At 73.0% G+C, this 16,759-nt stretch carries 22 protein-coding genes and 1 riboswitch; of the genes, 4 read left to right on the forward strand and 18 right to left on the reverse strand.

Features of this window, described 5'->3' with window-relative positions:
* Positions 1 to 3: 3 nt before the first annotated feature.
* The 5 genes from IEX42_RS03170 to IEX42_RS03190 all read right to left on the reverse strand — a co-directional run bounded on the left by IEX42_RS03170 (position 4) and on the right by IEX42_RS03190 (position 2,964).
* Positions 4 to 804 carry a TrmH family RNA methyltransferase gene (locus IEX42_RS03170; protein WP_188778144.1) on the reverse strand — a complete coding sequence of 267 codons (801 nt, stop codon included), beginning with the start codon at positions 802 to 804 and terminating at the stop codon, positions 4 to 6.
* 16 nt (positions 805 to 820) lie between these two features.
* Entirely contained in the window at positions 821 to 1,210 is a 390-nt protein-coding gene (rplT, locus tag IEX42_RS03175; RefSeq protein WP_188778146.1) for a 50S ribosomal protein L20, read from the reverse strand.
* Positions 1,211 to 1,261: 51 nt separating this feature from the next.
* Complete coding sequence (gene rpmI, locus IEX42_RS03180) at positions 1,262 to 1,456, reverse strand: 50S ribosomal protein L35 (protein ID WP_188778148.1); 195 nt, start codon at positions 1,454 to 1,456, stop codon at positions 1,262 to 1,264.
* A 59-nt stretch (positions 1,457 to 1,515) separates the two neighbouring features.
* Entirely contained in the window at positions 1,516 to 2,217 is a 702-nt protein-coding gene (gene infC / locus IEX42_RS03185; protein ID WP_229660940.1) for a translation initiation factor IF-3, read from the reverse strand.
* Between the two features lie 264 nt (positions 2,218 to 2,481).
* On the reverse strand, positions 2,482 to 2,964 hold the full coding sequence (locus IEX42_RS03190; RefSeq protein WP_188778150.1) for an SseB family protein: 483 nt from the start codon (positions 2,962 to 2,964) through the stop codon (positions 2,482 to 2,484).
* Between the two features lie 58 nt (positions 2,965 to 3,022).
* On the opposite strand from IEX42_RS03190, the gene IEX42_RS03195 reads away from it, so the two are divergent.
* Together IEX42_RS03195 and IEX42_RS03200 are read left to right on the forward strand one after the other, a co-directional pair.
* A complete protein-coding gene (locus IEX42_RS03195) occupies positions 3,023 to 3,487 on the forward strand; it encodes a hypothetical protein (RefSeq protein WP_188778152.1) in 465 nt (154 codons plus the stop codon).
* Positions 3,484 to 3,933, forward strand: coding sequence for a GNAT family N-acetyltransferase (locus IEX42_RS03200; RefSeq protein ID WP_188778154.1), 450 nt, complete (start codon positions 3,484 to 3,486; stop codon positions 3,931 to 3,933). The genes IEX42_RS03195 and IEX42_RS03200 overlap by 4 nt, the downstream gene beginning before the upstream one ends.
* A gap of 25 nt (positions 3,934 to 3,958) precedes the next feature.
* Here IEX42_RS03200 and IEX42_RS03205 read toward each other — a convergent pair whose 3' ends face one another.
* Positions 3,959 to 4,579, reverse strand: coding sequence for a rhomboid family intramembrane serine protease (locus IEX42_RS03205; protein ID WP_188778164.1), 621 nt, complete (start codon positions 4,577 to 4,579; stop codon positions 3,959 to 3,961).
* A 44-nt stretch (positions 4,580 to 4,623) separates the two neighbouring features.
* On the opposite strand from IEX42_RS03205, the gene IEX42_RS03210 reads away from it, so the two are divergent.
* The gene (locus IEX42_RS03210) at positions 4,624 to 5,535 is read left to right on the forward strand and encodes an aldose 1-epimerase family protein (protein WP_188778166.1); all 912 of its coding nucleotides are present in this window, start codon (positions 4,624 to 4,626) and stop codon (positions 5,533 to 5,535) included.
* A 73-nt stretch (positions 5,536 to 5,608) separates the two neighbouring features.
* Here the strand turns inward: IEX42_RS03210 and IEX42_RS03215 are convergent, their stop codons facing one another.
* The 8 genes from IEX42_RS03215 to ribD are packed head-to-tail and all read right to left on the reverse strand — an operon-like array spanning position 5,609 to position 11,301.
* On the reverse strand, positions 5,609 to 6,049 hold the full coding sequence (locus IEX42_RS03215) for a PH domain-containing protein (RefSeq protein WP_188778168.1): 441 nt from the start codon (positions 6,047 to 6,049) through the stop codon (positions 5,609 to 5,611).
* On the reverse strand, positions 6,033 to 6,899 hold the full coding sequence (hisG, locus tag IEX42_RS03220) for an ATP phosphoribosyltransferase (RefSeq protein ID WP_188778169.1): 867 nt from the start codon (positions 6,897 to 6,899) through the stop codon (positions 6,033 to 6,035). The genes IEX42_RS03215 and hisG overlap by 17 nt, the downstream gene beginning before the upstream one ends.
* Before the next feature lie 13 nt (positions 6,900 to 6,912).
* Positions 6,913 to 7,176: a phosphoribosyl-ATP diphosphatase gene (locus IEX42_RS03225; RefSeq protein ID WP_188778171.1), complete on the reverse strand. Its 264-nt coding sequence runs from the start codon at positions 7,174 to 7,176 to the stop codon at positions 6,913 to 6,915.
* 4 nt (positions 7,177 to 7,180) lie between these two features.
* Positions 7,181 to 7,666: a 6,7-dimethyl-8-ribityllumazine synthase gene (ribH, locus tag IEX42_RS03230; protein WP_188778173.1), complete on the reverse strand. Its 486-nt coding sequence runs from the start codon at positions 7,664 to 7,666 to the stop codon at positions 7,181 to 7,183.
* Positions 7,663 to 8,952: a bifunctional 3,4-dihydroxy-2-butanone-4-phosphate synthase/GTP cyclohydrolase II gene (locus tag IEX42_RS03235; protein WP_188778175.1), complete on the reverse strand. Its 1,290-nt coding sequence runs from the start codon at positions 8,950 to 8,952 to the stop codon at positions 7,663 to 7,665. Before IEX42_RS03235 ends, ribH begins: the two co-directional genes overlap by 4 nt.
* Positions 8,952 to 9,671, reverse strand: coding sequence for a nicotinamide mononucleotide transporter family protein (locus IEX42_RS03240; RefSeq protein ID WP_188778177.1), 720 nt, complete (start codon positions 9,669 to 9,671; stop codon positions 8,952 to 8,954). The genes IEX42_RS03235 and IEX42_RS03240 overlap by 1 nt, the downstream gene beginning before the upstream one ends.
* The gene (locus IEX42_RS03245) at positions 9,668 to 10,264 is read right to left on the reverse strand and encodes a riboflavin synthase (RefSeq protein ID WP_188778179.1); all 597 of its coding nucleotides are present in this window, start codon (positions 10,262 to 10,264) and stop codon (positions 9,668 to 9,670) included. The genes IEX42_RS03240 and IEX42_RS03245 overlap by 4 nt, the downstream gene beginning before the upstream one ends.
* Positions 10,264 to 11,301 (reverse strand): bifunctional diaminohydroxyphosphoribosylaminopyrimidine deaminase/5-amino-6-(5-phosphoribosylamino)uracil reductase RibD, encoded by a 1,038-nt coding sequence (gene ribD / locus IEX42_RS03250; RefSeq protein WP_229660556.1) that lies wholly within the window; start codon positions 11,299 to 11,301, stop codon positions 10,264 to 10,266. Before ribD ends, IEX42_RS03245 begins: the two co-directional genes overlap by 1 nt.
* Positions 11,302 to 11,388: 87 nt before the next feature.
* Positions 11,389 to 11,516: riboswitch (FMN riboswitch) on the reverse strand.
* Between the two features lie 96 nt (positions 11,517 to 11,612).
* On the opposite strand from ribD, the gene IEX42_RS03255 reads away from it, so the two are divergent.
* Positions 11,613 to 12,083 carry an SRPBCC family protein gene (locus IEX42_RS03255; RefSeq protein ID WP_188778181.1) on the forward strand — a complete coding sequence of 157 codons (471 nt, stop codon included), beginning with the start codon at positions 11,613 to 11,615 and terminating at the stop codon, positions 12,081 to 12,083.
* Positions 12,084 to 12,231: 148 nt separating this feature from the next.
* On the opposite strand, the gene rpe is transcribed toward IEX42_RS03255, so the two are convergent.
* The 4 genes from rpe to IEX42_RS03275 are packed head-to-tail and all read right to left on the reverse strand — an operon-like array spanning position 12,232 to position 16,739.
* Positions 12,232 to 12,903 (reverse strand): ribulose-phosphate 3-epimerase, encoded by a 672-nt coding sequence (rpe, locus tag IEX42_RS03260; RefSeq protein ID WP_188778183.1) that lies wholly within the window; start codon positions 12,901 to 12,903, stop codon positions 12,232 to 12,234.
* A gap of 26 nt (positions 12,904 to 12,929) precedes the next feature.
* The gene (locus tag IEX42_RS03265) at positions 12,930 to 14,252 is read right to left on the reverse strand and encodes an NAD(P)/FAD-dependent oxidoreductase (RefSeq protein WP_188778185.1); all 1,323 of its coding nucleotides are present in this window, start codon (positions 14,250 to 14,252) and stop codon (positions 12,930 to 12,932) included.
* 19 nt (positions 14,253 to 14,271) lie between these two features.
* Positions 14,272 to 15,435 carry an FAD-binding oxidoreductase gene (locus IEX42_RS03270; RefSeq protein ID WP_229660557.1) on the reverse strand — a complete coding sequence of 388 codons (1,164 nt, stop codon included), beginning with the start codon at positions 15,433 to 15,435 and terminating at the stop codon, positions 14,272 to 14,274.
* Complete coding sequence (locus IEX42_RS03275) at positions 15,432 to 16,739, reverse strand: aromatic ring-hydroxylating oxygenase subunit alpha (protein ID WP_188778187.1); 1,308 nt, start codon at positions 16,737 to 16,739, stop codon at positions 15,432 to 15,434. Before IEX42_RS03275 ends, IEX42_RS03270 begins: the two co-directional genes overlap by 4 nt.
* Positions 16,740 to 16,759: the final 20 nt, after the last annotated feature.

The following is a 16,759-nucleotide window of genomic DNA, read 5'->3' on the forward strand; positions in this document are numbered from 1 at the left end:
GGGTCAGGGCCGGTGGGCGCGGGCGGAGGCGTAGAGGCACACGGCCGCCGCCGTGGAGAGGTTGAGGCTCTCGGCGCGCCCGTGGATCGGGATGCGTACGCGCCGGTCGGCCAGCGCGGCCAGCTCGACCGGCAGGCCCCAGGCCTCGTTCCCGAACAGCCACGCGGTCGGTGCGGCGAGCAGCTCGTCGTCGGCTGCCTCGTCGAGGTCGGTCTCCCCCGCGCCGTCGGCGGCGAGCACCTGCAGGCCGGCACGCTGCAGGGCGGCCACGGCAGCGGCCGCGTCGGGCTCGGTCGCCACCGGCAGGTGGAAGAGGCTGCCGACGGTGGCGCGGACCGTCTTCGGGTTGCCGGCATCGACGCTGTGCCCGCAGAGCACGACGGCGTCGGCGCCGGCCGCGTCGGCGCAGCGGACGACGGTGCCGGCGTTGCCGGGGTCGCGCACGTCGGCGCACAGCGCCACCAGGCGCGCATCGCCGAGACTGCCGAGGACGTCGTCCAGCGGCCGGTCGACGCTGCGACAGACCGCGACGACGCCCTGAGGCGTGACGGTGTCCGCAAGAGAGTCGAGCGCCGGGTCCGTGACCACCGACCAGGTGAGTGACGGGTCGTCGTACCTCGCCCGGAGCCGTGCCGTGGCATCGGCGGTGGCGAAGACCTCGACGACGCAGCCGGGCACGCTCAGGGCCTCGGCCAGCGCCTTCTCACCCTCGGCGAGGAAGAGCCGCCGCTCGGATCGCTCCGAGCGGCGGCTCAGCTTCCGGGCCTGCTTGACCCGGGCATTGCCTGGCGACAACGCGGTCATGCCGGTGTCCGGTGGGTCAGGACGCAGCCTCGACCGGCGCGTTCACGTCGGCCGGCAGCGCCTGCTTCGCGCTCGCCACGAGGGCGGCGAAGGCCGGGGCGTCGTTGACGGCGAGGTCGGCGAGGATCTTGCGGTCCACCTCCACACCTGCGGCCTTGAGGCCCTGGATGAAGCGGTTGTAGGTCATGCCGTTGGCGCGCGCGCCGGCGTTGATCCGCTGGATCCACAGCTTGCGGAAGTCGCCCTTCTTCTTGCGCCGGTCGTTGTAGCTGTAGACCAGCGAGTGGGTGACCTGCTCCTTCGCCTTGCGGTACAGACGCGAGCGCTGGCCCCGGTAACCGGATGCCCGCTCGAGGGTCGTACGACGCTTCTTCTGGGCGTTGACCGCCCGCTTCACGCGTGCCACTGGGTTGCTCCTTGGTGCTTGGGTTCGTTCGAGATCGGGTGCTGCGTCGCCTCAGCGACCGAGCAGCTTCTTGGCCTTCTTGACGTCGGCCTTGGCGACCTCGGTGGTGCCGGACATGCGACGCGTGACCTTGGAGGCCTTGTGCTCCAGGTTGTGGCGCAGGCCGGTCTTCTGGCGGCGGATCTTGCCCGAGCCGGTCACCCGGAACCGCTTGGCGGCACCGGAGTGGGTCTTGTTCTTGGGCATCTGCTTCTCCTTCGTGCGGGTGGGTCTGGGTGGGCCCGACGCGCGGGCCCGCGATCGTCTCAGGCGTCGATCTCGGGGTCGAGGTTCTCCGAGCGGCCGCGGGCCTTCTTCTGTGCGACCGGACCGGTGTGCGCCGCCTTCTGGTCGGCGCGCTCCTCGTCGCGCTCGGCCTGGCGGGCCGCGGCCTTCTCCTGGCGAGCGGCCTTGCCCTCGGCCTTCGCCTCGGCCTTCTTGGCGTGCGGGCCGAGGACCATCGTCATGTTCCGGCCGTCCTGCTTGGGCGAGGACTCGACGAAGCCGAGCTCGGTCACGTCCTCGGCCAGGCGCTGCAGCAGCCGGAACCCGAGCTCGGGGCGGTGCTGCTCGCGGCCGCGGAACATGATGGTGATCTTGACCTTGTCGCCTGCCGTCAGGAACCGCACGACGTGACCCTTCTTGGTCTCGTAGTCGTGCTGGTCGATCTTCGGGCGGAGCTTCATCTCCTTGATGACGACGTTGGTCTGGTTGCGGCGGGACTCACGGGCCTTCTGGGCGTTCTCGTACTTGAACTTCCCGTAGTCCATGAGCTTGCAGACGGGTGGCTTCCCCTGCGGGGCGATCTCGACGAGGTCGAGGTCCGCCTCCTGGGCAAGCTTGAGCGCCTGGTCGGTCGGCACGATGCCGACCGTCTCGCCGTTGGGGCCGACGAGCCGGACCTCGGGTACCCGGATCCGGTCGTTGATGCGCAGCTCGGTGCTGATGTGTCCTCCTGGGTCGTACAGCCTGGGTGGACCCGGAAAACCGAAACGACGGCCTCCGCGACACAAGCGGAAGCCGTCGGACCCGCCCTGCGCCGATGTCGTACGACACCTCGCCCGGCTGGTCGTCTGGACCTGACCCGACGGCCTGGTGCTGCCTCGGCCGGTGCGGGTGGGGACCACCTCACGTGCTGTCGAGGAGCTCCCGCTTGTCGGACCGCCCCTGCGGGCAGCGGCGGTCGGTCGTCATCCATGGTAGCGGCCCGCCGCCGCCTGCGCACATCGTCCTCACGCGGTCAGCCAGCCCCAGCCCCCACCGTCGAGACGGACCAGGCGCCAGCCGGACGCCAGCGCGCTGAGGTCCTCGCCCTCGACGAGCAGCTGTGCGGGTCCGGCCACGTCGACCAGCAGCGCGTCGGCCTCCTCCTGGACGGCCGACGCGGCGGCGGTCGCCGCCGGCACCGGGACCGGTCGCGCCCCGGGGTCCCAGGCGGCCATCGCGTCGGTGCCGGTGAAGGCGAGCAGGGCCGTGCGGCCGTCGGGGTGCTGCATGAGGACGGCCGCCATGTCGGAGGACTTCTCCGAGCCGTCCTCGGCGCGCTCGCCGAGCAGCGCGACGACCGGGACCAGCAGCCGGGCCCCGCTCAGCGCGGCCAGCGCCGGAAGGTAGCCACCCTCCGGGTCCTCGCGCTGCACCACGAGCGCCTCGCGCAGGGTCGCGGGGGCCTCGCCGTCGTCACCGGCGAAGCCGGGGTCGGGGATCTCGCGCACGCGGACGACCCTGCCAGAGACGACAAGAGGAGCGGCGGGGCACCGTAGGCTCGGCCGTGTGGACACCGTGGAGACCTCGAGCCGAGCCGCGATCGCCCTGGTGGTGACGCTGGTGCTCCTCGGGGCGACCTGGCTGGCCTGGCGCCGCAGCGGTCCTGCCTCGGCCCTGCGGTGGTTCGGCGTGGCGCTGCTGCCGGTCGCGGCGTGGTTGACCGGCACCCTCGGCCTGATCAGCGAGGTCGCCGGCGACGTGTCTCGCTACGTCGCCCGGCTGGTCTTCTCCCCGGTGGTGTGGACGGGCGTGGTCGTGCTCGTGGTGGCGGTCGTCCTCATCGGTCTCGGCACCACGCTGCGCAACCGAGGGATCGGGGTGCGCGGGCGCGCGCCCGGGGTGCCCGCGCGACCGGACCGGGCCGCGTCCGCGCCGGCGGCGCGCGAGCAGAAGGCGGTGCCGGCATCCCGGGACGACGGCGGCCTGGACGACGACGTCGCCGACATCCTCAAGAAGCACGGGATCTCGTGAGCGCTGCCTCCTCGCCCGGGCCGAGCGTCGAGGTCTGCACCTTCGAGGACCTCGACGCGGCGACGGCGTACGACGTGTGGCGGCTGCGGCAGGACGTCTTCGTGGTCGAGCAGGAGTGCGCGTACCCCGACCTCGACGGCCGGGACCCGGAGCCCGGGACGCGCCACGTGCTGCTGCGTGACGGCTCGACCCTCCTGGGCTACCTCCGGGTCCTCGACGAGGGGGAACGGGCACGGATCGGCCGGGTCGTGCTCCGGCGCCAGGCTCGGGGGCAGGGGCTCGCAGACGTCGTGATGCGCGCGGCGCTGGACCTTCTCGGCGACCGACCGTCGGTGCTCGATGCGCAGGCGCCGCTGGAGCGGTGGTACGCCGGGTTCGGCTACCGGGTCACCGGACCGGAGTTCCTCGACGACGGCATCCCGCACGTCCCGATGTCGCGGCCCTGACGGCTCCCTGACGGCTCCCCGACGGCTACCGCAGGGCGAGGTCGCGGTCGCTGCGCCGACCGATCCACACGGCGGCGAGCGCGCCGCCGAGACCACCGAACAGGTGACCCTGCCAGGAGACGCCGGGCTGCCCGGGCAGCACCCCGACCAGCAGCCCGCCGTACACCAGCAGCACGACGACGCCGAAGACGATCTCCCCGACCCGGCGGGTGAAGAAGCCGCGCAGGATCAGGTAGACCAGCCAGCCGAAGATGAGGATCGAGGCACCGATCGTCACGGAGTACGTCGGCGAGAACAGCCAGACGCCGAAGCCCCCGACCAGCCAGATGACGGCGGTGACGACCAGCCCGCGGACGAGACCGGACAGGAGGACGGCGAAGCCGAGGACCACGACGGGGATCGTGTTGCCCTCGAGGTGGCCGAACCCGGCGTGCAGCAGCGGCGCGAAGACGATCCCCACGAGCCCGCTCTCGCTGCGCGGGACGATGCCGAGGGAGTCCAGCGAGCCGCGCGTGGTCTGGTCGATCACCTCGAGGACCCAGAGCAGTGCGACGAAGCCGAGCGTCCACGCCGCCGCCGGCCCCCACTGGCGGCGAGCAGGCTCCCGACGCTGACGGGTCACGGTCGGGCGCCACGACTGGCTCATGAGCGCAACGGTAGCCAGTATCTCCATGGCCTAGCGTCGACTCCGTGACTCCTCCCTCAGGCGACCAGCACCGCATCCGCTCCGGGGCGTACGACGCCGTGGTCACGGAGTCCGGTGCGGCGCTCCGCGCGCTGCGCCACGACGGGCGCGACCTGCTGCAGGGCTTCGCGGAGGACGAGCAGGCCTCCGGCGGGCGCGGTCAGGTGCTGGTGCCGTGGCCGAACCGGGTGCGCGACGGCCGCTGGACCTGGCAGGGGGTCGAGCGGCAGCTGCCGCTGAGCGAACCGGCGCGCCACAACGCCAGCCACGGTCTGGTGCGGTGGGCCTCCTGGCGGCCGCTGGACGTGGCCGACGACGCCGTCACGCTCGGCGTCCGGCTGATGGCGCAGCCGGGCTGGTCGTGGACCATGGACCTGTCGATGACGTACGCCCTCGACGCCTCGGACGGACTGACGGTGACCGCCTCGGCGCGCAACCTGTCCGACTCGCCCGCACCCTTCGCCTACGGGTCGCACCCCTACCTCACCACCGGCTCGGAGCGGGTCGACGACGACGTGCTCACGCTGCCCGGGGCGAGGAGGATGCTGACCGACGACGAGCGCAAGCTGCCGCTCGGCACGGAGCCGGTCGGCGAGACGTCGTACGACTTCCGCGGCGGCGCACGGCTCGCCGACACGGTCCTCGACCACGCGTACACCGATCTCGCGAGGGGGCCCGACGGTCGCGCCGTGGTCGCCCTGCGCTCCCCCGCCGGCACGGGCGTCGACCTCTGGCTCGGTGAGGAGGTGCGGTGGGTGCAGGTCTACACCGCCGACGACCAGGGTGATCGGGCGCGCACGGCGCTGGCCGTCGAGCCGTGCACCGCACCGCCGGACGCGCTGCGGTCCGGCCAGGACCTCGCCGTCGTCGAGCCTGGCGGGAGCTTCACGGCCCGGTGGGGCGTGGCGGCGCGCTGAGCGGACGGTCTCGTTCGCAGGGCCGCGCCCGGGCTCGACCACCCGCGCGCGCCCCACGCGCCGGAACGTTCGCTCAGTCGAGCAGGCGTCGTACGGCGCGCACGGCATCGACCGCACGAGAGCCGTCGGAGCCCTGGATGGCCATGACGGGGATCGTGGTCCCGTCGGCGAGGTCCATCTCGGCCCACGGGGCGCCGCGCCGCATCCGCAGCGCCACGACCTGGGCGCGGTCCAGGTCGCGCCGACGGTAGCCGTTGACCACCGTCACCCGGTCGCCGCGGATCCGCACGCGTGAGCGGATCAGCGCATGGACCAGGACGGCGATGCCGACACCGATGGCCACCAGCGTGGCGCGCTGGAGGAAGCTGAACCGCTCCCGCACGTCCGGGCCGATCGCGATCCACGCACCGACGCAGACGGCGAGCAGACCGAGGCCCGCGACGAGTCCCACCATCCGTACGCCGAGCGGGCGGTAGGAGTACCGCGCGCCGGCGGCCTCAGAGTCGGCAGGCATTGATCTCCGTGACCAGGATCGCCTTGGCCCCGGCGTCCCACAGGTCGTCCATCATCCGCTGCGACCCGGCGCGCGGGACCATCGCACGCACCGCGACCCAGCCCTCGCGCTGCAGCGGGGAGATCGTCGGTGTCTCGATGCCGGGCGTCAGGCGTACCGCCGTCTCGACCCGCTCCTGCGGGATGTCGTAGTCCATCATCACGTAGGTGCGGGCGACGATGACGCCCTCGAGCCGGCGACGGAACACCTCGAAGCCCTCCGGGAGGTGGCCCGAGCGGGTGATCAGCACGGCCTCCGAGCGCAGGATCTCCTCACCGAAGATCTCCAGCCCCGCTGCGCGCAGCGTGCTCCCGGTCTCCACGACGTCCGCGATGACGTCGGCGACGCCGAGCTGGATCGAGGACTCCACGGCGCCGTCGAGCCGGATCACCGAGGCGGGCACGCCGTGGCGCTCCAGGTGGGCGCCGACGACCCCGGCGTACGACGTGGCGATGCGCAACCCCGCGAGGTCGGCGACCGAAGCGGCCGTACCGGGCCGCGCGGCGAAGCGGAACCGCGAGCCGCCGAAGCCCAGCTCCATCGCCTCCTCCGCCTTGGCACCGGAGTCGAGCAGCAGGTCGCGGCCGGTGATGCCGACGTCGAGGGTGCCCTCGCCGACGTACACCGCGATGTCGCGCGGGCGCAGGTAGAAGAACTCGACGGAGTTCTCGGGGTCGGTGAGCGTGAGCTCCTTGGTGTCCCGTCGCTGGCGGTAGCCGGCCTCGCGCAGCATGTCCGAGGCCGCCTGCGACAGCGAGCCCTTGTTGGGCAGTGCGATCCTCAGGGCCGCGGCCCCCGGGTCGAGAGTCATCTGGGGTCCTTGCTCAGAGGTGGGCGTAGACGTCGTCGAGGCTCAGACCGGCGGCCAGCATCATCACCTGGACGTGGTACAGCAGCTGGCTGATCTCCTCGGCCGTGCGCTCGGGACCCTCGTGCTCGGCCGCCATCCACGACTCGGCGGCCTCCTCGACCAGCTTCTTCCCGATCTGGTGGACACCGGCGTCGAGCTCGGCGACGGTGCCCGAGCCCTCGGGACGGGTCTCGGCCTTCTCGGCCAGCTCTGCCCACAGGGCCTCGAACGACTTCACGGGTTCAGGTTAGGGGTTCGGGCAGCCCGTCGAGCGCGAGGGCGGTGAGCAGCGCGGCCTGGGTGGCCTCGTACCCCTTGTCCTCGACGGAGTCCTCGAGCCCCGCCCGGTCCAGCGCCTGCTGCTCGGTGTCGCAGGTGAGCAGGCCGAACCCGACCGGGACGCCGGTGTCCAGCGCGACGCGGGAGAGCCCGTCGGTCGCGGCGGCGCAGACGTACTCGAAGTGCGGGGTGCCGCCGCGGATCACGACGCCGAGGGCCACGACCGCGTCGTAGCCGCTGCGGGCCAGGCGGGAGGCGACCACCGGGAGCTCGAACGAGCCGGGCACGCGCACGGTCTCGTGACGCTCGACGCCGTGCGCGTCGAGGGCACGCAGGGCGCCGGCGACGAGGCCGTCCATCACCTCCTGGTGCCAGGTCGCGGCGACGACGGCGACGCGCAGGCCGCTGCAGTCGACAGGGGCGGTGTCCGGGGCGCCGTGACCGCTCACAGCTCCTCCTCGGGGGTCTCGTCGGGGGTCCGGTCCAGCCCGGACAGGTCGTGGCCCATCCGGTCCCGCTTGGTGCGCAGGTAGTCGATGTTGTGGCCGTTGGGACGCGGCGTGAGCGGCACCCGCTCGGCGACGGTGACGCCGTACGTCTCCAGCGAGGCGACCTTGTCGGGGTTGTTGGTCAGCAGACGGACGTCGTGCACGCCGAGGTCCTTGAGGATCTGCGTCGCCGCCCCGTAGTGCCGCGCGTCGGCGGGGAGCCCCAGGTCCAGGTTGGCGTCGACGGTGTCGCGGCCGCCGTCCTGGAGCTGGTACGCCTGCAGCTTCGCCACCAGCCCGATCCCACGGCCTTCGTGGCCACGGAGGTAGACGACCACCCCTCGTCCCTCGGCCCGGATCAGGTCCATCGACTCGTGCAGCTGCGGACCGCAGTCGCAGCGCTGGGAGCCGAACACGTCGCCGGTCAGGCACTCGGAGTGCACCCTGGTCAGCACCGGGCTGCCGTCGGCGATCGCGTCGAGGCCGCCGAGGACGAGCGCCACGTGCTCGGACCCGTCGACGGTGATCCGGTAGCCGTACGCCTCGAAGTCGCCGTGCTCGGTGGGCAGGTGGGTCACCGCGACGCGCTCGACGTGGTTCTCCACCTTGCGCCGGTGGTGCACGAGGTCGTCGATCGAGATCATCGCCAGACCGTGCTCGTCGGCGAACTCGCGCAGCTCCGGCGCACGCTTCATGGTGCCGTCGTCGTTGACCACCTCGACCAGCACTCCGGCCGGGGTGAGCCCGGCCAGCCGGGCCAGGTCGACGGCCGCCTCGGTGTGCCCGCGACGTACGAGCACGCCACCCTCGCGGTAGCGCAGGGGGAACACGTGGCCGGGCCGGGTCAGCTCCCACGGCTCGGTCGCCGAGTCGGCCAGCACCCGTGCGGTGTGCGCACGATCGGCGGCGGAGATGCCGGTGGTCACACCGTCGCGGGCGTCGACGGAGACGGTGTACGCCGTGCGCAGCTTGTCGCGGTTGTGCGGCGTCATCAACGGGATCTCGAGCCGCTCGAGCTCGGCGGCCTCCATCGGCACGCAGATCACCCCGCTGGAGTGCCGGATGGTGAACGCCATCAGCTCCGGGGTCGCCTTCGCGGCGGCGAAGATGATGTCGCCCTCGTTCTCGCGGGTCTCGTCGTCGACGACGACGACCGCCTTGCCGGCCGCGATGTCGGCGACCGCGCGCTCGACGGGGTCCAGCCGGACGCCGCCGTGCTGCTCCTCGCGGAGGTCCTGGATGCTCATCAGGCCATCACCTTCTCGTTCTCGGTCTGCGTCTCACGTCGGCCGGCGCGGCGCCAGGTGAGGAAGCCGCCGACCACGAGGCCGGTGTAGACGAGGTACAGCACCGCCGTCGGGTAGTAGCCGGAGTGCCACAGCAGCGGCACCCCGACGACGTCGACCGCGATCCAGGCCAGCCAGAAGTCGGTCCAGCCGCGCGCCATGGCGTACGTCGCCACCATCGAGCCGACGAAGATCCACGCGTCGCACCAGAAGTACCAGCGCGGGGCGGGGAAGCCGGCACCGATCACGCTGAACACCCACTGCACGACGACGATCGCCGCCGCGGCGGCGATCAGGTAGCCGATGCGCTCCGCGTGGCTGGCCCAGCGCGGGGTGATCGCCGGCATGTCGGAGGCCGGCCCGTCCGTGTCGAGGGTGCGTGCGCGGCGCACCGCGCGCCAGCGCTGCCAGCCGTACACGCTGGTGAGCAGGAAGAAGACCTGCCGGCCGGCCTGGCCGAACAGCGGCACCTGCGCCCCGGACGCGTCGACGGTCGCGGCGAGGAACACGCTGAACAGCAGCACGTTGCCGACGATGCCGACCGGCCACGCCCACACCCGCCGGCGCAGGCCGCCGACCGCCGAGGCGAATCCGAAGGCGTTGCCCAGGATCTCGCGCCAGGTGATCGGGTGACCCGCGACGCTGACCTGGGCGTCGTAGAGCCAGGTGAGGACGTTCACCGGTCCCTCCACTCCAGGAGCCGCTCGACGTGCTTGGCGATGACGTCGGCCTCGAGGTTGACCCGCTCCCCCGGCTGCCGGCGCCCCAGGGTGGTGCGGGCGAGCGTCTCGGGGATCAGGCTGACCGTGAACCCGTCGTCGAGCACGTCGACGACCGTCAGCGAGACGCCGTCGACGGTGATCGACCCCTTGGCGACGACGTACGGCATCAGCTGCTCGGGCGCGGCCAGCTCGACGAGCTCCCAGTGCTCGGAGGGGGTACGACGACGAACCTCGCCGGTGGCGTCGACGTGGCCCTGGACGAGGTGCCCGCCCAGCCTGGTCTGCGGGGTGACCGCGCGCTCGAGGTTGACCTCGTCGCCGACGGTGAGCGCGCCGATCCCGGTGGCGCGGAGCGTCTCGTGCATGACGTCGGCCGTGAACTCGGTCTCGGTGCGGGTGGCCACCGTGAGGCAGCAGCCGTTGACCGCGATCGAGTCGCCGAGCTCGGCGTCGCCGAGCACGACGTCCGCCGCGACCCGCAGGCGTACGGCGTCGCCCTGGTCCTCGAGCCCGGCCACCCGGCCCAGCTCCTCCACGATCCCGGTGAACATCAGGCGGCTCCTGTCGCTGTCATCGTGATCCGCACGTTGGTCTCCTCGTCCTCACCGAGCGTGGTGATGTCGGTGATCCGCAGGTGCAACGCCTCGGCGATGGTGGTGATGCCCAGGTCGCCCACCGCGCTCCGACCGCCGCCGAGCAGCATCGGCGCGACGTAGGTGACGACCTCGTCGACGAGGCCGGCGCGGACGAACGCGGCGGCCAGCGTCGGGCCGCCCTCGAGGAAGACCGAGCGCCGGCCCCGTGCGAAGAGATCGGCGAGGACGGCGTCGAGGTCGTGGGTGCGCAGCTGCACCGTCTCCGCCGTGCTGTCGAAGACGTCTCGCTCCGCGGGCAGGTCGCGTCGGCCGACCACGACCCGCAGCGGCTGGTGCGCCAGCGGGCGCTCGTCGGCGTCGCGCACGGTCAGCGCGGGGTCGTCGACCGCGACGGTGCTGCTGCCGACCATCATGACGTCCGCCTGGCCGCGCAGCCGGTGCGTGTCGAGCCGGGCGGGGCGCGAGGAGACCCACCGGCTGGTGCCGTCCGCGGCAGCGCTGCGGCCGTCGAGCGTGGTCGCGAACTTCCACCGCACGAACGGGCGGCCGTGCTGGAGCCCGAAGTGCCAGGCGTCGTTGAGCGCGTACGCCTCGCCGGCGAGCAGCCCGCCCTCGACCTCGACCCCCGCCGCGGCGAGCGCGGCCGCGCCGCCGGCCGCCTCGGCGGTGGGGTCGGGCTCAGCGTGGACCACCCGTCGTACCCCGGCGGCGAGGAGGGCCTCCGTGCAGGGGCCCGTGCGCCCGGTGTGGCGGCAGGGCTCGAGCGTCACCACCGCGGTCGCCCCCCGCGCCCGCTCACCCGCGTCGGCCAGCGCCGCCACCTCCGCGTGCGGCGTGCCCGCCCCCCGGTGGTGCCCCTCGCCGACCCGGGTGCCGTCGGGCGCGAGGATCACGCAGCCGACGCGCGGGTTGGGCCCGAGGGGTACGCCGGGGGTCGCCGCCAGCACGAGGGCACGACGCATCGCCTCCGCCTCTGCCGGCGTGGTGCTCATCGCGGGTCCTCCGGGGTCGTGGCTCACACGCACCACCGGGGCTCGACGCGGGCTCGGCGACCCGCACGTGCGGGTCGGCGAGTCGTTGCGTGCGACTTCCCTTCCGGACTCTCACCGTCGGTCCAGGAGTTTCACCTGGTCCACCGATGACTGGCTGCCATCGGGTCGCGGACTGTCACCGCCGGCTCGGAATTTCACCGACCCCAGTTGCACGCGAGCTCTCGCTCGTCGTGGCGGATTCTGCCACGTGCGCACCGTGCGGGGACCTGCGGGTGGTTGTCCGACCGGTCACACCCGGGTTGGGTGGAGCCATGACGCAGACAGACACCTCCGTGACCGTGACCCGTACCGTCAACGCACCCGTGGACGCGGTGTTCGCCGTGCTCTCCGACCCGCACAAGCACCCTGCGCTCGACGGGTCCGGCTTCGTCAGGAGCCTGGACAAGGGCGAGCGGATCGAGAAGTCCGGCGTGCAGTTCCGGATGAACATGGAGGGCCCGCACATGGGCGGGGAGTACCAGACCGACAACGTCGTCTCGGCCTTCGACGAGAACAAGATGATCGGCTGGAAGACCGCTCCGGCCGGTCAGGAGCCCCCCGGCTGGGAGTGGCTGTGGGAGCTGGAGTCCACCGGCGCGGACTCCACCGACGTGACGCTGACCTACGACTGGTCGAAGGTCACCGACCAGGACCTGCTGGACAAGCTGTCCTTCCCGCTGGTCACCGAGGAGCAGCTCGAGGACTCGCTGACCCACCTCGACGAGCAGGCCGGCAAGGGCTGAGACCTGACTCCTGGCCGTGAGACCTGCGGGTTCATCACGGTATGCAGACGAACCGACGCCTCCCATGGTCTGTGCACCGTGGGAGGCGTCGGCTCGTCGTGGGGAGGACGGCAACCAGGGCCGCGAGCGCGTACGGGCCTGATCGGTGTCAGCGTGCGGCCGACTCCGCGAGGGCGCGGAGCTCGCCGACCATCGTGTCGGGGTCGTCGGCGCCGTACACCGCCGAGCCGGCGACGAACGTGTCGGCCCCGGCCTCGGCGCAGCGCTCGATGGTCTCGACGGAGACACCGCCGTCGACCTGCAGGCGCAGCTCGACGCCGCGCTCGTCGGCCAGCTGCCGGGCGCGACGGACCTTCGGCAGGCACAGGTCGAGGAACTTCTGCCCGCCGAAGCCGGGCTCGACGGTCATCACGAGGAGCAGGTCGAGCTCGGCGAGCAGGTCGGCGTACGGCTCGACCGGCGTCGCCGGGCGCAGGGCCATCCCCGCGCGGCCACCGGCGGCACGGATCTCGCGGGCCAGGCGCACCGGGGCTGCAGCGGCCTCGACGTGGAAGGTGACCGACGCCCCGCCCGCCTCGACGTACGCCGGTGCCCAGCGGTCGGGGTCGGCGATCATCAGGTGGCAGTCCAGCGGCTGCGCTGCGGCGCGCGCCAGCGACTCGACCATCGCCGGCCCGAAGGTCAGGTTGGGGACGAAGTGGTTGTCCATGACGTCGACGTGCACCAGGTCCGCGCTCGGGATGCGCGCGACCTCGGCGGCAAGCGAACCGAAGTCGGCGTTGAGGATGCTCGGCGTGATCGCGATGTCGTGACGGGCCATGCCGCGCAGTCAACCAGTCGCGCGGCTCAGCCCAGCACGGTGCGCGTGCTCGCCGCGTTGACGTCGCGCTTGCGGGAGAAGGCACCGAGGTCGATCTTCAGACCGGAGTGCTCGCCGACGTAGGCCACCGGGGTCGTGTCGTGGTCGACCCCCTCCTCGACGGCGGCGACGAGGGTGGCCAGGAAGCACCCGACCAGCGGCGCGTTCTTGAACTGGTTGCCGCTGGTGCCCATCGCGACGAAGAAGCCCGGGGCGTCGGTGCGGTCGTAGATCGGCGTCCAGTCGTCGGCGACGTCGTACACCCCGACGACGCCGGAGGGCCGGTTCGGCACGGCCAGCTCGGGCAGCCGTCGCGCGGCGCGGGTCACCTGGGCCTCGTAGCGCGCGTTGGTGACGTGCATGTCCGCTGCGTCCGGGTCCTCGACCCAGTCGAAGCCGTCGCACTCGGGCTCGGTCCCGCCGACCACCCAGGCGCCGGCGGGGCCGGGGCGCATGTACGTCCCCAGGTCGATGTCGAAGACGCCCGGAGCCGGGCCGTCGGTGCCGTCCCAGGCCGCGGGACGCTTGACCTGGTGCACCTCCTGGCGCAGCGGTCGTACCGAGACCGTGAACTCCTCCCCCACGCCCGCGAGCCGGTTGAACGCCCCCGACCACGGGCCAGCCGCATTCACCACCACGGGAGCCGTCACCGTCCGCCCGTCCGCCAGCGCGAGGTGCCAGACGCCGGAGCGGTGCTCGGCGGAGACGACCTGCGCGCGGTACGCCGCCTGCGCGCCGCAGGCCCGCGCCGCCCGGGCGAGGTTGTCCGCGGCCAGGCGCGGGTCGTCCATGTAGCCGGCGTCGGGGGTGTGGAGCGCCCCGAGCCGGGCGTCGCTGTCCTCCCAGAACGCGTCGTCGCTCACCGGCTTGTTCGGCCAGTAGGCGCCGGTGTCCAGGTGCGGGAAGCGCGCGGCGAGCTCGTCGGCGGGGAGGTCCTCGAAGGGGACTCCGGCCGCCCTCAGCAGCTCGGCGCCCTGCTCGCGCGGGAGCGCGGGCACGTCGAGGTGCAGCATCCCCGTGCGGTGGAAGCGCGCCAGCGAGGAGTCGTCCGGCAGCCCGAGGTGCTCGGCCCAGGCGGCGTACATCAGGCCCGCCTCCCACGCCGTCGCCGTGCTGTCGAAGGTGGAGTAGAGGAACCGGATCACCGCGCTGGAGGCGCTGGTCGAGCCGTGCCCGGGTCCGGCGGCCTTGTCGAGGATGAGTACGGACCGGCCGGCACGGGTCAGCTCCAGCGCGATCGCAGCGCCGATCACGCCGGAGCCGACGACGACGGCGTCGGCGGTGAGGGGCGAGGAGGTGGTCTCGGTCATGGTCGCTCTCCGGTCGGTCTCAGGCGTCGACGACGATGTCGCCGTCGGGGGTGGAGCAGCACGGCAGGAACTTGTTGTCCGCGATCTCGCGGGGGCGGATGCCGCCCTGGTGGTTCATCTCGACGCTCCCCGAGAGCAGTGTCTGCTTGCAGGAGCCGCACAGTCCCTCGGCGCACGAGGACGGCAGGGAGACCCCGGCCAGCTCGGCGGCTGCGAGGACCGTCGTACCCGGCGGGCAGGACACCTCGCAGTCGCTGCGGCCGAAGCGCACGGTCGGGCCGACGGGTAGGACGGCGTCGCCCTCGGCAGGGACCTGGGGCGCGGACGGCGTCGGCGGGGCGCCCTGCGTACCGAGCACGAAGCTCTCCTCGTGGCACCGCTCGGGCGGCACCCCGAGGGCGGAGAGCACCTCGCGTGCGGCGGCCATGAACCCGGGGGGTCCGCAGGTCAGCACCTCGCGGTCGGCGGCGTCGGGGACGAGCGCGGCCAGCACCTCGGGGGTGAGCCGACCCCGGGGACCGCTCCACGGCTGCTCGGGCGCGTCGTCCTCGCAGACCCAGTCCAGGGTGATGCCCGGGTGGTCGGCCGCGACGGCCTCCAGCTCGGTACGGCACACGAGGTCGGCCGGTGTCCGCGCGCAGTGGACGACGGCGACGTCGACGGCGTGCCCGAGGTCACCCAGATCCACCGCGGTGCGCAGCGTGGACAGCGTCGGGGTGATCCCGCTGCCCGCCGAGAGCAGCAGGTGCTTGGCGGCGGGGTGCTCCACGACGCTGAAGCCGCCCACCGGGCCGCTGACCTGCACACGGTCGCCGACCCGCAGGTGGTCGTGGACCCAGCTCGACACCTCGCCGCCGGGCACCCGCTTGATCGTCAGCGTGAGCAGGTGCGGACGTGTCGGCGGGGACGAGACGGTGTAGCAGCGCTCGACCCGGCGCCCCTCGACGTCGACCCCGAGGGTGACGTACTGCCCGGGGAGGAAGGCCACGCCGCCGGCGTACGTCGGCTGCAGGACCACCGTCACCACGTCGTGGGTCACCGGCAGCACCCGCCGGCACACCATCTCCTGGTCCATCGGTGCCTCGGGCGGGAGCACGCCCTCGCCGAGGGGGACGCCGGTGCCGGGGACCAGCCACAACGGGCTGGGAGTCGGGGCGAGCTGGTCGTGGGCGTACTGGCTCATCGGGAGGCCTCCTCGCGCATACGGGCGACGTACCAGGACACGAAGGCGTCGACCTGCCGCTCGCCCTCGCTGTACGGGCCCGGCTCGTACGCCGGGTCCGCGACGCCGGCCTGCGTGAGCTCCACGAAGGCGGCGTCCTGACTGTTGGTGGCACGCCAGACGCCGGTCAGCGCCTCGACGTCGTAGTCGGCGCCTTCGCGCGCGTCGGCGTCGACCAGCCACGTGGTGCGCACCAGGGTGCGGTCCGGTCCGAGCGGCAGCACCGCGAAGGTGACGACGTGGTCGGCGAGCGCGTGCAGCCACAGGTTCGGCTGGGCGTGCAGCGTGGCCCGCCCGAGCCTGGGCTCGTCGAGGTCGCCGAGGAGCCGGCCGACCAGCCGGGTGCCGTCGGGGCTGAAGGACTCCCCTGCCCCGTCCAGTGCCTCGCGCTGCACCCGGAAGCCGAGCGGGCGGTCCACGAGGTCCTCGACCGCGTCCCGGGCCAGCCCACGCGCCTCGCAGGCGACCCGCAGGTCCTCCTCGGCAGCCAGGTAGCGCTCGTGGGACGCGCGCAGCCGCGGCGGCACCTGGTCCTCGCGCAGCCCCCACGTCGGGAAGAACGTCCGCAACAGCTCGGGGTGCCCGTCGCAGTGGTAGCACTCCCGGTTGTTCTCCATGGTCAGCTTCCAGTTGCCCTGCTCGACCAGGTCGACCTGCGCGGCGACCTTCGTACGGTCCAGCGCGTGCGCGTCCAGGTACGGCGCCACCGCCTCGCCGACGGCGTCGACGTCGGCCGACGGCTCGGCGGCCAGGCAGCAGAACACCAGGCCGGAGACCACCCGGACCGCGACGGTACGCAGCGAGAGGCAGGCCGGGTCCGGGCCGCCCTCGGCGGTCGGGACCAGCTGCGGTGCGTGCCGCAGCGTGCCGTCGGTGGCGTACGTCCAGCGGTGGTAGCCGCAGACGATGTTGCCGACGCTGCCGCGCGGCTCACTCACCAGGCGAGCACCGCGGTGCCGGCACACGTTGCGGAACGCGCGCACCTGCTCGTCGTCGTCGCGCAGCACCAGCACCGAGACCGTCCCCAGGTCGACAGTCAGGTAGTCGCCGGGCTCGGGCACCTCGGCGACCGTGCCGGCGAAGAACCACTGCCGGTGCCACAGCAGCCGCAGGTCCAGGTCGTGCAGCTCGGGGTCGGTGTAGAGCGCGCCGGGCAGTGACCGACCGGGCTGCCGCTGGTCGAGCAGGTCGAGCAGCCGGACCCGGGTCGGGTCGAGGGTCGGGGCGAGCGTGTCGAGCGGTGGGGCGGGAGCGAACGAGGTCATCGCGGGCGGGCCTCCGGGGT

This window comes from Marmoricola endophyticus (genome assembly GCF_014644415.1).
GTDB lineage: Bacteria > Actinomycetota > Actinomycetes > Propionibacteriales > Nocardioidaceae > Marmoricola > Marmoricola endophyticus.

Bases quoted from the DNA above. Each gene is read 5' to 3' on its own strand.
- IEX42_RS03255 (WP_188778181.1), top strand. From the start codon at position 11,613: ATGACGCAGACAGACACCTCCGTGACCGTGACCCGTACCGTCAACGCA.
- rpe (WP_188778183.1), bottom strand. From the start codon at position 12,903: ATGGCCCGTCACGACATCGCGATCACGCCGAGCATCCTCAACGCCGAC.
- IEX42_RS03265 (WP_188778185.1), bottom strand. From the start codon at position 14,252: ATGACCGAGACCACCTCCTCGCCCCTCACCGCCGACGCCGTCGTCGTC.
- IEX42_RS03235 (WP_188778175.1), bottom strand. From the start codon at position 8,952: ATGAGCATCCAGGACCTCCGCGAGGAGCAGCACGGCGGCGTCCGGCTG.
- IEX42_RS03170 (WP_188778144.1), bottom strand. From the start codon at position 804: ATGACCGCGTTGTCGCCAGGCAATGCCCGGGTCAAGCAGGCCCGGAAG.
- rpmI (WP_188778148.1), bottom strand. From the start codon at position 1,456: ATGCCCAAGAACAAGACCCACTCCGGTGCCGCCAAGCGGTTCCGGGTG.
- IEX42_RS03215 (WP_188778168.1), bottom strand. From the start codon at position 6,049: ATGCCTGCCGACTCTGAGGCCGCCGGCGCGCGGTACTCCTACCGCCCG.
- IEX42_RS03275 (WP_188778187.1), bottom strand. From the start codon at position 16,739: ATGACCTCGTTCGCTCCCGCCCCACCGCTCGACACGCTCGCCCCGACC.
- IEX42_RS03270 (WP_229660557.1), bottom strand. From the start codon at position 15,435: ATGAGCCAGTACGCCCACGACCAGCTCGCCCCGACTCCCAGCCCGTTG.
- IEX42_RS03205 (WP_188778164.1), bottom strand. From the start codon at position 4,579: ATGAGCCAGTCGTGGCGCCCGACCGTGACCCGTCAGCGTCGGGAGCCT.
- ribD (WP_229660556.1), bottom strand. From the start codon at position 11,301: ATGAGCACCACGCCGGCAGAGGCGGAGGCGATGCGTCGTGCCCTCGTG.
- hisG (WP_188778169.1), bottom strand. From the start codon at position 6,899: ATGACTCTCGACCCGGGGGCCGCGGCCCTGAGGATCGCACTGCCCAAC.
- IEX42_RS03245 (WP_188778179.1), bottom strand. From the start codon at position 10,264: ATGTTCACCGGGATCGTGGAGGAGCTGGGCCGGGTGGCCGGGCTCGAG.